This is a genomic window from Acidovorax sp. sif1233 (genome assembly GCF_019218755.1).
Lineage (GTDB): Bacteria > Pseudomonadota > Gammaproteobacteria > Burkholderiales > Burkholderiaceae_C > Acidovorax.
Map to the genome: position 1 here is coordinate 319,950 of NZ_JAHUWZ010000005.1, position 12,467 is coordinate 332,416.

Below are 12,467 nucleotides of genomic sequence, written 5' to 3' on the forward strand. Positions count from 1 at the left end.
CTCGCGGAAATGGTTGCACAGCCGCTTCGCTTGCAGGGAAACTTGCGCCTTTGATGTAAGGAGCGTTTCATGAAGTTTCGTGGGATGGAGGATGGGAGCATCGACCGCCGGGTGGTGCTGACGGCCCTGGCCGCCGCCGCTCTGGGAGCCGCTGGCCCGGCAGCGGCCGAGACCGGGGTGACGGACACCCGCATCAAGGTGGGGCAGTCGGCCGTTTTCACGGGGCCGGCCAAGGATTTCGGGGTGGACTACAAGGCCGGCATCGTGCTGGCGTTCGACAAGGCCAACAAGACCGGCGGGGTGCACGGGCGTGCGCTGGAACTCGTCTCGCACGACGACGCCTATGAGCCCAAGAAGACCGCCGAGAACACCACGCGCCTCATCGAGGAGGACAAGGTGTTCGCGCTGATCGGCTACGTGGCCACGGGCAACCTGATCGCGGCCATGCCCATCGCCGAGAAGGCGGGCGTGCCCATGTTCGCGCCGCTGGTGGGCACGACCTCGTTCCGCACCAACCACAACCGCCACCTGTTCCACGTGCGCGCCAGCTACGAGACCGAGCTGCGCAAGATCGTGGGCCACCTGGCCACCCTGGGCATCAACAACATTGCCGTCATCTACCAGAACAGCGCGTTCGGCAAGTCCAACCTCGAGACCTGCCTGCAGATCGCGCAGGGCCTGAAGGTGAAGGTGGTGGAATCCGTGCCCATGGAGATCGCCGCCACCGACGCCAAGCCCCAGGTTGCCACGCTCACCAAGGCCCAGCCCGGTGCCGTGGTGATGATCATGGCCGGCAAGATGGTGGAAGTGTTCCTGCGCGACTACCGTGCCAGCGGCAGCGCGGCGCCGCTGTACACCATTTCCGTCGGCATCACCGACGCGCCGGGATCTGCGCAGCGCCTGAACGGCGGCATCGAAGGGCTGGTGACCGCCAGCATCGTGCCGTCGCCCCAGTCCAGCCGCATGCCCATCGTGGCGGACTACCGCAAGGACCGCGCCGACGCCGGCGAGAAGATCGACAGCTACACCATGCTGGAAGGCTACATCGCCGCGCGCGTGTTCGTCGAAGGCCTCAGGCGCGCGGGCCGCAACCTCACGCGCGATGGCTTCATCAAGGCCATGGAGGACATGGGGACGACCAAGCTCGGCGACTTCCCGCTGCAATACGGCCCGGGTAACCACAATGGCTCCAACTTCGTGGACCTGGAGATGTACACGCGCTCGGGCACCTTGAAGCGCTGAAGGCCAGGAGTCCGTTCGCCCCATGCACGCCACCCCCAGCGCCACGGCCACCGTCAACGGCCAGCCCTGCGCACTGCCCGCCACCGGCGCGGACGGCGCCACGCTGCTGCACGTGCTGCGCAACGACCTGCAGCTCAACGGCCCCAAGTACGGCTGTGGCCTGGGGCAGTGCGGCGCGTGCACGGTGCTGGTGGACGGCGTGGCCGCGCGGGCCTGTGTGATCCCCGCGCGGGGCGCGGCGGGGCGCGACGTGACCACGCTGGAGGGGCTGCCGGCGCGCTGCGGCCAGGCCGCGGGGCTGCACCCGGTGCAGCAGGCCTTCATCGACGAGCAGGCCGCGCAATGCGGCTATTGCCTGAGCGGCATGGTGATGATGGCCGTGGCCCTGCTGGAGCGCAACGCCGACCCCGACGAGGCCGCCATCCGCCGCGAACTGGCCAGCAACCTGTGCCGCTGCGGCACCCATGTGGAGATCATCCGCGCCGTGTTGCGCGCGGCCGTGCTGATGCGGGAGGCCAGGGCATGAGCACCACGCCCGCCGGCGCCTTGCCATTGCGCGCCCACGCACCCCTGACCCGCGCTGACTTCCATGCCGCGCAGGGTGTGCTGCTGGTGGTGCGCAACCCGCCGCCCGGGCCGCCGCCCGTCAAAGGCCAGCCCGCGCTGGTGGCGGGCAATCCGGCCGAGGGGGTCGAAATCCTGATTGCCGTGTGGGACGACGGCAGCGTGACCGCGCTCAACGGTCACGTCGACCTGGGCACGGGCATCCGCACGGCGCTGGCGCAGATCGTGGCCGAGGAACTCGATGTGCCGCTGGCCCGGGTGCACATGGTGCTGGGCGACACCGCGCGCGCGCCCAACCAGGGTGCGACCATCGCCAGCGCTTCGATCCAGATCCACGCCAGGCCGCTGCGCATCGCTGCGGCGCAGGCGCGCCACTGGCTGGTGGCGCGCGCCGCCGCGCGCCTGGGCGTGGCGGCCGACACCCTGCGGGTGCAGGCCGGGGTGGTGCAGGCGGCCGCCGAACCGGCGCGCCAGGTGGCCTATGGCGAACTGCTCGCTGGCGCGCACACCACCCTGGAGCTCGCCGAGGCCACGCCCACCAAGCCCGCGGCCGACTACACCGTGGTCGGGCAGCCGGTGCCGCGCGTGGACATCCCCGCCAAGGTCAGCGGCGAGCTGGTCTTCGTGCACGACATGCGCGTGCCCGGCATGCTGCATGGGCGCGTGGTGCGCCCGCCGTATGCGGGCGCCGACCATGGCGACTTCATCGGCAACACGCTGGAATCGGTGGACCAGTCGTCCATCGCCCACATCCCGGGCATCCGCGCGGTGGTGGTGATCCGCGACTTCGTGGGCATCGTCGCCGAGCGCGAGGAGCAGGCCGAGCAAGCCCTGCGCGAGCTGAAGGTGCAGTGGAAGCACTGGCCCGGTTTCCCGCGCCAGGACAGCGCTGAAGCGGTGGAGCAGGCCATTCGCGCCAACCCCGCCACCCAGCGCCGCCTGGTGGACGAGGGCGATGTGGATGCCGCGCTGGCCGCTGCCGACCAGCCCATGCCGCGCACCTATGTGTGGCCCTACCAGCTGCACGGCTCCATCGGCCCCTCGTGCGCGGTGGCCGAGTGGCGCCAGGACGAAACCTCGGGCCGTGCCCGCATGGCCGTCTGGGCCGGCACGCAGAACCCCCATGTGCTGCGCGCCGACCTGGCCCGGCTGATGGGCCTGGCCGACGTGGACATCGACCTGGTGCGCATGGAGGCTGCGGGTTGCTACGGCCGCAACGGGGCCGACGACGTGGCGGCCGATGCTGCGCTGCTCTCGCGCGCCGTGGGGGCGCCCGTGCGCGTGCAGCTCACGCGCGAGCAGGAGCACCTGTGGGAGCCCAAGGGCACGGCCCAGCTCATGCAGGTGCGTGGCGGGCTCAACGCCGATGGCTCGGTGGCGGCCTACGACTTCGAGACCTCCTACCCCTCCAACGGCGCGCCCACGCTGGCCCTGCTGCTCACGCGCACCATCGAGCCCGTGGCCCAGGCCTACGAGATGGGCGACCGCACCGCGCGCCCGCCCTACGGTTACGAGAACCTGCGCGTGGCCGTGAACGACATGGCGCCCATCGTGCGGGCCTCGTGGCTGCGCGGCGTCTCGGCGCTGCCCAACTCGTTCGCGCACGAGTCGTATGTGGACGAGCTGGCCACGGCGGCGGGCGTGGACCCGGTCGAATTCCGCCTGCAGCTGCTGAACGATCCGCGCGCGGCCGAGCTCGTGCAGGCCACGGCGGAAAAGGCGGGCTGGGTGCGCCGCACCGGCCCCTTGCAGCGCGGGCTGGACGGCGACTGGGTGCAGGGCCAGGGCTTTGCCTACGCGCGCTACATCCACAGCAAGTGGCCGGGCTTTGGCGCCGCCTGGGCGGCCTGGGTGGCCGACGTGGACGTGAACCGGAAGACCGGCGAGGTGCATGTGCGCCGCGTGGTCGTGGGGCACGATGCGGGCCTCATGGTCAACCCGGCCGGCGTGGAGCACCAGGTGCACGGCAACGTGGTGCAGACCACCAGCCGCGCGCTCAAGGAGCAGGTGCGCTTCGACCCCGTCACGCAGGCGGTGGACACGCGCGAATGGGGCAGCTACCCGATCCTGAGCTTCCGCGAGGTGCCGGTCATCGAGGTCATGCACATGCCCCGGCAGGACGAGGCGCCGCTGGGTGCGGGCGAGTCGTCCTCCGTACCCGGCACGGCGGCCATCGCCAACGCGATCTTCGACGCCACGGGTGTGCGCTTTCGCGCGCCGCCCTTCACGCCCGAGGTGGTGCGCGCCGGGCTCAATCCGCTGCCGGGCAACGCCGGTGCGGGAGATGCGGGCACGGCAGGCACCGCCACCACGCAGCCTGCCGACGTGCTGCCCACCCTGGAACTGCCAGCGCCTACCGTGCCCGCCACCGCCACGTGGCCGCGCCAGCGCAGCCCCTGGGCGCGTGCACTGGCCCTGGCCGCGGGTGGCCTGGCCATGGGCGCCGCGCTGCTGGGCTGGCGCCCGTCCATCGCGCCCGTGGTGCAGACGGCGGGCGGTGCGGCGGTGTACAACGCCGCCACCATCGAGCGCGGCCGCCTGCTGGCCGCCGCGGGCGACTGCGTGGTCTGCCATACCGCGCCCGGCGGCACGCCCAACACGGGCGGGCGCGGCATGGAAACGCCGTTCGGCACCGTCTACACCACCAACCTCACGCCCGACGCCGAGACCGGCATCGGCCGGTGGTCGTTCAGCGCCTTCCAGCGCGCCATGCGCGAGGGCATCTCGCGCGACGGCCGCCACCTGTACCCGGCGTTCCCGTACACCTCGTTCGCGAAGATGAGCGACGACGACCTCACGGCGGTCTACGCCTACCTCATGGCGCAGCCCGCCGTGCGCGCCGAGGTGCCCGCCACCCGACTTGCATTCCCCTTCAGCGTGCGCCCGCTCATGGCTGGATGGAACGCGCTGTTCCACGACGCCACGCCCTGGAAGCCCGACCCCGCGCGCCCGCCCGAGTGGAACCGGGGCGCCTACCTGGTACAGGGCGTGGGCCACTGCGGCGCCTGCCACACGCCGCGCAATGCGCTGGGCGCGGAGCAGGGCGGGGCGGCCTTCCTGTCGGGCGCGCTCATTGACGGGTGGGAGGCCCCCGCGCTCACCGGCTTGTCCAAGGCACCCGTGCCCTGGAGCGCCGAGTCGCTCTACGGCTACCTGCGCCACGGCCACAGCGCGCAGCACGGCAGCGCCTCCGGCCCCATGGCGCCCGTGGTGCGCGAGCTGGCGCACCTGCCCGACGGCGACATCCGCGCCATGGCCACCTACCTCGCCTCGTTCACGGCCGCCACCGAGCCTGCCGCCGACGCGGCGCGGGCCCGCGCCACGGCGGCCGTGGCCCAGGCCGCCGCGCTCGCGCCCCAGCCCGGCTCCGCGCAGCGCCTGTTCAACGGCGCTTGCGCCGCCTGCCACCACGACGGCGACGGGCCGAAGCTGCTGGGCGTGAACATTCCGCTGGCCCTCAACAGCAACCTGCACAGCGACCGGCCCGACAACCTGCTGCAGGTCATCGTGCACGGCATCCGCGAACCCGCCGCGCGCGACATCGGCTTCATGCCCGGCTTTGGCCACGCGCTCAGCGACGCGCAGATCACCGAGCTGGCAGGCTACATGCGCCAGCGCTACGCCCCCGGGCGCCCGGCGTGGCGTGATGTGCCCGAGGCGCTGGCCCGTGTGCGGGCGGGGCCTGCGCATCCTTAGACTGACGATCTCGCAGAACCGCTCTGGGCGAGCGTCAACACGTTTTGAAGCTTTTTGGTGCTGAGGCGCTAGTGGAATATGCGCAAGCAGCTATCAAAAATAGAGCGACCGCAGGTGCAATGTTCGGCCCGACAATCGGGCTGCACCACCGCCCAGACACCATGACACCTGTCGCTCCCCTGCCATCGCACAGCGTCATACTCACCCCGCACCGGCGCGCGCAGCGCATAGGCGGGGCCGCAACGCTGGCCCTGTGTTGTCTGGCCCTCACGGCCTGCGGGCCGGATGTGCAGGGGTCGCCCAAGCCGCCCCCGGCGTTTGGCCCCGTGCAGAGCAGCTGGTTCGGCTGCCCGTCGCTGCAAGGGGTGTACGCCTGGCCGCCGGTGGAGCCCGGTGGTGTGCGGGGCAGCCTGCCGTTTTTCACCGGTTCGCCGGAGATGCAGGTCTGGGTACAGCAGCAGCGCGGCGAAACCACGCTGCGCACGCGCACCGTCAACCGCGCGCGCAATGTGCGTACCTCGCTCACCCGGCAGTGGAGTCTGGTCACCTACGGCGGCGCGCAGGCCCGCTGCAGCTCCGGCATGCTCGACCTTGTCCCGCAGACCGTGCCGCCGGACAAGGAGCCTGGGGCCTCGGGCGTGCTGCAGGGTTTCAGGCTGGCGCTGCTCAAGGATGGCGGGCTGGCCGTGGGCAAGCGCACCGTCAGCACGGGCAACAAGGGCTCGTACTTCTCGTGGGGCGGGCAGTCCTACGGCAGCTACGACGCGCCCGATGTGGAGACCTGGACCTGGCTCAAGCTGGCCCGCACCGCTGCGGGGGACAGCGAGCCGCCGGTCATAGACGCCTACGTGCCCGGGGCCACCTCCCCTTAGGCTTTTTGATTGCAGAGCGGCGCGCGAAAAAGGCCGCGAACTTCCCCGTTTATCGCGCCACCGCCTGCGCTGCCGCCTCGGCACAGTGACATCGGGGCTTGGTCCATGGTGGGGCAGGCCCGGGCGCCCGCATTGTTGTGGCAGGCGCCCACGTCATCGGCCTGCCCAAGCAGCGGCCGTCCACTGTCGTTCAAGGAGAAGACCATGCCCGCTAGTGAACTGGAAATCCACGAGATCGTGCTGCGATTGCTGCGTGAAGGCTATGCCGCCCTGACCGTCGCCCAACGCAGGGTGGTAGACACGCTGATGGCGGTGTGCTGACGCGCCACGCGGCCATTCAAAGTCAATTTTGAATCTTTTAGGGCCCTAGCGCTGGCCCCGATTGCACTGGTGGCTACTAAAAATGTAGCAATTGCAATTCGGCTCGCATGGCCCGCGCAATGAGGCGCATGTCATGGTCGCTGACGGAGAGCAGCCCAAAGCGGAACTTGCTGCCCCAGCGCTGGCGGTCGTCCACAAATTCAAAATCGTCCAGCAGCGGCGCAATCGCCGCCTCACGTGCAGGCACATAGGCCACGTCCCGCCGCGACGGCACAAACCCGCCGCCCATGTCAAACGCATACGGCGCGCCCGGCAGCACGAGGCCGATGGAGACAAACGCCTGCAGCCGGTCCTTGCCCCCCATGGTGACCGTGGGCGCGTAGTAGGCCACGCGGTCTCCCGGCTGGATGCGCCTGAGCGGCGCGGCCTTGCCATGGCACACCTGCATGTAGCCGGCGCCCGGCTCGGCGCAGCCCCGGCGGGCGTGCTGGGCACTGGCCACGGCGATCCAGTTGCGGCGCGCTGGGGCGCCAGAGGTTGCCGCCGACACGGACGTTTCCATGCGCACGGGCTCGGCATCCGGCCAAAGGGTGTGTTGCAGCACGGCGTCGGTCATGAGAAAAGCTCCTGGTCAAAGAAGCCACCGATGGTGCGGGCGGGCTGCTGACACCGCAGTGTCAGTACCCTTGCAGCATCTCCTGCGTTGGGTACACGAGCCGTCAGACCAGCTGCACCCACTGCCACAGCGCGAACCCGCCCAGCAGCAGCGCCGATGCCTGGTTGATGCGCTGGCGCCAGGCCGGCGTGAAGCGCCGCCGCTGGTACGCGATCGCGCCGGTCAGCAGCAGCCACCACGCCGCGGAGCCCGCCAGCACGCCCGCCACCATCCACAGCGGTGACGGCATGGCCTGCCGGCCACCGCCCAGCGACCCAAACACCGCGATGAACGACACGATGGTGGCCGGGTTGGCCAGCGTGAGCGCAAAGGTGCCCGCCGCCAGGCCCAGCAGGCCGCGCGCATCGCGCGCCGGGGCGGCGGTGTGGGCTACCGGCGCATGCCAGGTGCGCCAGGCCAGCACCAGCAGCAGCGCGCCGCCGCCCAGCGCGAGCGGTGTCTTGGCGCTGGCCAGCAGGTCGATCAGCCAGCGCACGCTGAAGGCGCCGATGGCGCCGTACACCGCGTCCGCGGCAGCGGCGCCCAGGCCGGTGGCCAGCCCGGCCGCCAGGCCCCGCTCCAGGGTGCGCTGCATCGTCAGCAGGCCGATGGGCCCCACGGGGGCCGCGATGAGGACGCCAATGAGGGCGGCTTGAAGAAAGAGGGTGAGTGGTGCGAAGTCCATGCACCGATGCTAGGGGGGCGCCTTGCGAAGGAGAATGCTGAAAATTTGGTATTTTTCAATTCTGGTTTCCTATTTTTCTGCATTTACTCAAAAAGGCGCTCCATGGAAGTCGATGACAAGGCCTGGCGGCTCATCACCGCGCTGCAGGCCGACGGGCGTGCATCCCTCAAGGACCTGGCGCACACGGTCGGGCTGTCGGTGCCCGCCACGCTGGAGCGCCTGCGGCGCCTGCAGGAGGCCGGGGTGGTGCGTGGCGTGCATGCCGACATTGACCCCGCCCAGGTCGGCTACGGCGTGCGGGCGGTGGTGGGCATCAACGTGCCGCAGCCCGGCAAGAAGGCGCTGATCGACAAGCTGCGCCAATCCGCGCGGGTGCTGGAATGCCACCATGTCAGCGGCAACGATTCGTATGTGCTGCAGGTGGTGGCGCGCGACCTGCCGGATCTGGAGCGTTTCCTGGGCGACATCAATGGCTATGGAGAAACACGCACTTCCATCGTGTTCTCCACGCCGATACCGCTGCGCGGCCTGGCCCGCCCCGAGGTGGGTTGTTGATCCAGTGGCGGGGCCCGGGGCGTCAGGCCATCAGAACGTCACCTTGACCGACGGCGCGCTGCGCTGCGCCTCGCCGTGGAACACCGCCTCGATGTTGTTGCCGTCCGGGTCCAGCACAAAGGCGGCGTAGTAGCCGGGGTGGTACGGCCGCTCGCCCGGGGCGCCATTGTCCGTGCCGCCATGGGCAAGGGCGGCCTGGTGGAATGCCTCCACCATGGCGCGGTCCCGGGCCTGGAAGGCCAGGTGGTGCCGGCCCGTGAGATGGCCCTGGGCGGCGGCGCTGTCGGCGGTGGAGACAAACAGCTCATCCGCCCAGAAGTACCCTTCGCCCGTGCCGCCCATCGGCACCTGGAGCGCCTTGAACACGGCGGTGTAGAAGGCCTGGCTGGCCGGCAGGTCGCGCACGACCAGCTGGATGTGGTCGATGAGGCGGCCCCTGTGCAGTTCCTGTGTTTCCATGCGGTTGTCCTTTCTTCAAGACAGTGCGTGAAGACCCACGCGGTTGCCATCCAGGTCATGGATGTGCGCGAAGAACCCCATGCCCGGCGGCAGTGCCTGGCGCGGCAGGGCCACGCGGCCGCCCTGGGCCACCGCGCGCTCCAGCGCGGCGTCGAGCGAGGGTGATGCATCGAGGTACACCAGTGTGCCACCGCCAGAAACCTGCGGTGCCGTGGGGCCCATCATCAGCGCGCCCCCCGCGCCATCGGCCGCGGGGTCGTAGGCAAACACGGCGCCTTCGCTCGGGCCCATGTTCTCGCGGCGCATGGGCTGGCCCAGCACGGCTTCATAAAAGGCCTGGGCGCGGTCCAGCTGGGTGGTGGGGATCTCGAACCAGGCGACGGCGTTTTTCATGGGGGCTCCTTGTGTGTGAAAGAAAGAAGCCCTGATGGTGATCGGGGGCTGCTGACAGCGGCGTGTCAGCAGCCTGTCACGCGGCATCACATCGCCGGGGTGGGCGCCGACGCAGCCACCTGCGCACGAAACGCGCGGGGTGACAGGCCCGCATCGCGCGTGAAGGCACGCGTGAAGTACGCCGGGTCCGCATAGCCCAACGTGTAGGCGATGGTGGCCACGCCCAGATGGGTGTAGGCCAGGTTGCGCCGCGCCTCGCGCATCAGGCGCGCCTCAATGAGGCGCTGGGCCGATACCCCGGTGGTGGCGCGGGCCACCCGGCTCAGGTGCGTGGGCGATACGGCCAGCGCGCGCGCATAGTCCGCCACCTGCCAGTGCTCCAGAAAATGCGCCTCGATCAGCGCCTCCAGCCGCTGCACCAGGCTGGACTCTGGCGCCGCGGTGTCGCCCGGGCTGTGCTCTTCCATGGCGCGGGCCACCCAGCCCAGCAGCGTGGCGCTCAGGCCCCGCAGCACCAGCGCACGCGCCTTGGCGCGGCCCGAGAACTCCTGCCAGATCTGGCCCATGGCCTGGTGCAGTTCAGGCGGCGCAGGCGCCACGGCGGGCCGCGCCAGGTCGCGCCGCACATCGCCCACGCGCACAAAAATCTCGTCCATCAGTTCATCGGCCAGCGTGGCCACCCAGCCCTGCGTGTGCTGCGTGAAGCGAAACGCATGCACGTGCCCCTGCGGCACGTTGATGAGCGCACCCGCAAACAGCGCAATCCGCTCGCCATCCAGGTGCGCCACGCCCCCGCCCGAGGTGATCAGCAGCACCTGGTGCAGCCGCGTGTGCCGGTGCGGCGCCAGCTCCCAGTCGTGCAGCACCGAGCGCTCGGCAATTGTCTCGCAGTGCAATACATCGGGCAGGTGTTGCGACTCGCCGAACAGGCTGTACGAGTGGATGGTTCCGATGTTCGAAAAGTGCATGTTCTGGCTCCATCCGTCCATTCAACGCGGCGACTGTGCCACGTATCTTTGGGTGGTCCGTTTGACCCATGTCATGAACGCACCAACCACTACAGGAGACACCATGAAAACCCAGGTCTGCATCATCGGCGGAGGCCCCTCGGGCCTCATGCTCTCCCAGCTCTTGCACCTCAAGGGCATAGCCACCATCGTGCTGGAGCGCCAAAGCCGCGAATACGTGCTGGGCCGCATCCGCGCCGGCGTGCTGGAGCACGGCTTCGCCGCACTCATGCGCGAGGCCCAGTGCGGCGAGCGCATGGACAAGGAGGGCGAGATCCACGACGGCTTCATCATCGCCCACGACGGCAAGATGGAACGGGTCGATTTGCACAAGTACAGCGGTGGTAGCTCGGTGGTGGTGTACGGCCAGACCGAGCTGACGCGCGACCTGTATGAAGCGCGCGACCGCATGAAGGGCGTCGTCATCCACAACGCTGAAGACGTGCAGCCCCACGACCTCAAAAGCGCCAACCCGTATGTGACTTACCGCCAAGGCGACGAGGTGGTGCGCATCGACTGCGACTTCGTCATCGGCGCCGACGGCTTCCACGGCGTGAGCCGCAAGTCCATCCCGCGCGACGTGCTCAAGGAGTATGAAAAGGTCTACCCCTTCGGCTGGCTGGGCGTGCTCTCGCGCACCAAGCCCGTCTCGCCCGAGCTGATCTACGCCAAGCACGAACGCGGCTTTGCGCTGTGCTCGCTGCGCTCGCAAGTGCTGAGCCGCTACTACATCCAGGTGCCGCTAACCGACAACGTGGAAGACTGGTCCGACGAAGCCTTCTGGGCCGAGCTGAAGCGCCGCCTGCCCGCCGAGGTGGCCGCCAAGCTCATCACCGGCCCCTCCATCGAAAAGTCCATCGCCCCCCTGCGCTCCTTTGTGGCCGAGCCCATGCGCTACGGCAACCTGTTCCTGGCGGGCGACGCCGCCCACATCGTGCCCCCCACCGGCGCACGGGGCCTGAACAGCGCGGCATCCGACATCTACTACCTGTACCACGCCATGGTCGCCCACTACCAAAACGGCGACAGCACCGGCCTCGACAAATACTCCGAAAAGGCCCTGGCCCGCGTGTGGAAGGCCCAGCGCTTCTCGTGGTGGATGACGACCATGCTGCACACCTTCCCCGAGTCGCTGGCCTACGACCAGAAGCTGCAGGACACGGACCTGGCGTATCTGTTCTCGTCCGAGAAGGCGCTGGGGTCGCTGGCGGAGAACTATGTGGGGTTGCCGTTCTGAGCATCCGGCATTCGCACTGTCACCCAATCAAAGGCTTGCATGGGGTTCCCTCATGCAGGCCTTTTTGTGTGTGCCCGCATCGGCGTTGATTGCAACCGGCGATCCGTCGGCTCACTCTCCGCGCGCACCACGGCCCGCGCATCGCGGCCACACACAGCCCCAATGACAAAGCCGCTTTCCAGGCAGTTGCCCTGCACGGCGATCTTCATCTGCTACGCAAAATTTAGGCAGAACTGATGCTTACGCCCGCACAGCAGGCTCGATAGCATCGCACCAAGTTTTCAGATCATTTGCCCAGTGCTGTCGATGTGAGATTCGACGATGGCTTGAACACGATGAAGCTGCTGACGCAGCGTTTTAAGTCAGTGCACTTCACGGTAGTGACTGCCAATCAATAGCCAGGAAAATCTCAAAGATGGATTGGGTCCCGATAGTCTTCATTGTGTTCAAGGTGGCCGTGTTCGGCACCGGCATGTTCTTCGCCATCAAGTGGCATTACGACCAAGGGAAGAAGGCGAGGAACGAAGCCAGCAAATCGCCAATTCCGACTGAACGCAGGCCGGGCGCGTCGGAGCAATAGCTAATTGCTGTCGATGGTCATAGCTGCGTCAACCCAACTCCGTGCGCCTACTCCACCCTGGATCCAGCCCTGCCAATGTCGTTGCTTGGCGTGACTTCGGCACGGTCAACCGGCTGGCAATCGAGGTTGCGAATTGAGCCAGTGCGAAAGTACGGTAACAGACGGGCGACCGCTTCAGGCCGGTTGCGGACGTACGCTCCA

Annotated in this window: 11 protein-coding genes; 6 read left to right on the forward strand and 5 right to left on the reverse strand. The window is 68.8% G+C overall.

What is annotated here, in order from left to right:
• Positions 1-69 precede the first annotated feature (69 nt).
• The 4 genes from KW843_RS18345 to KW843_RS18360 all read left to right on the forward strand — a co-directional run bounded on the left by KW843_RS18345 (position 70) and on the right by KW843_RS18360 (position 6,374).
• Positions 70-1,242, forward strand: coding sequence for an ABC transporter substrate-binding protein (locus KW843_RS18345; protein ID WP_218296589.1), 1,173 nt, complete (start codon positions 70-72; stop codon positions 1,240-1,242).
• A 22-nt stretch (positions 1,243-1,264) separates the two neighbouring features.
• Positions 1,265-1,768: a (2Fe-2S)-binding protein gene (locus KW843_RS18350; RefSeq protein ID WP_218296590.1), complete on the forward strand. Its 504-nt coding sequence runs from the start codon at positions 1,265-1,267 to the stop codon at positions 1,766-1,768.
• Positions 1,765-5,502, forward strand: coding sequence for a molybdopterin cofactor-binding domain-containing protein (locus KW843_RS18355; protein ID WP_218296591.1), 3,738 nt, complete (start codon positions 1,765-1,767; stop codon positions 5,500-5,502). The genes KW843_RS18350 and KW843_RS18355 overlap by 4 nt, the downstream gene beginning before the upstream one ends.
• A 161-nt stretch (positions 5,503-5,663) precedes the next feature.
• Positions 5,664-6,374, forward strand: coding sequence for a hypothetical protein (locus tag KW843_RS18360; protein WP_255594806.1), 711 nt, complete (start codon positions 5,664-5,666; stop codon positions 6,372-6,374).
• Between the two features lie 397 nt (positions 6,375-6,771).
• On the opposite strand, the gene KW843_RS18365 is transcribed toward KW843_RS18360, so the two are convergent.
• Together KW843_RS18365 and KW843_RS18370 are read right to left on the reverse strand one after the other, a co-directional pair.
• The gene (locus KW843_RS18365; protein WP_218296593.1) at positions 6,772-7,311 is read right to left on the reverse strand and encodes an EVE domain-containing protein; all 540 of its coding nucleotides are present in this window, start codon (positions 7,309-7,311) and stop codon (positions 6,772-6,774) included.
• 103 nt (positions 7,312-7,414) lie between these two features.
• Positions 7,415-8,035, reverse strand: a complete 621-nt coding sequence (locus tag KW843_RS18370) for a LysE family translocator (RefSeq protein ID WP_218296594.1) — start codon at positions 8,033-8,035, stop codon at positions 7,415-7,417.
• A 102-nt stretch (positions 8,036-8,137) separates the two neighbouring features.
• On the opposite strand from KW843_RS18370, the gene KW843_RS18375 reads away from it, so the two are divergent.
• Positions 8,138-8,590: an Lrp/AsnC family transcriptional regulator gene (locus KW843_RS18375; RefSeq protein ID WP_218296595.1), complete on the forward strand. Its 453-nt coding sequence runs from the start codon at positions 8,138-8,140 to the stop codon at positions 8,588-8,590.
• Between the two features lie 30 nt (positions 8,591-8,620).
• On the opposite strand, the gene KW843_RS18380 is transcribed toward KW843_RS18375, so the two are convergent.
• The 3 genes from KW843_RS18380 to KW843_RS18390 form a co-directional block, all read right to left on the reverse strand.
• On the reverse strand, positions 8,621-9,049 hold the full coding sequence (locus tag KW843_RS18380) for a VOC family protein (protein WP_218296596.1): 429 nt from the start codon (positions 9,047-9,049) through the stop codon (positions 8,621-8,623).
• Positions 9,050-9,064: 15 nt separating this feature from the next.
• Positions 9,065-9,442, reverse strand: a complete 378-nt coding sequence (locus tag KW843_RS18385) for a VOC family protein (RefSeq protein ID WP_218296597.1) — start codon at positions 9,440-9,442, stop codon at positions 9,065-9,067.
• 86 nt (positions 9,443-9,528) lie between these two features.
• Complete coding sequence (locus tag KW843_RS18390; protein ID WP_218296598.1) at positions 9,529-10,410, reverse strand: helix-turn-helix domain-containing protein; 882 nt, start codon at positions 10,408-10,410, stop codon at positions 9,529-9,531.
• A gap of 103 nt (positions 10,411-10,513) precedes the next feature.
• On the opposite strand from KW843_RS18390, the gene pobA reads away from it, so the two are divergent.
• The gene (gene pobA / locus KW843_RS18395) at positions 10,514-11,686 is read left to right on the forward strand and encodes a 4-hydroxybenzoate 3-monooxygenase (RefSeq protein WP_218296599.1); all 1,173 of its coding nucleotides are present in this window, start codon (positions 10,514-10,516) and stop codon (positions 11,684-11,686) included.
• Positions 11,687-12,467 lie beyond the last annotated feature (781 nt).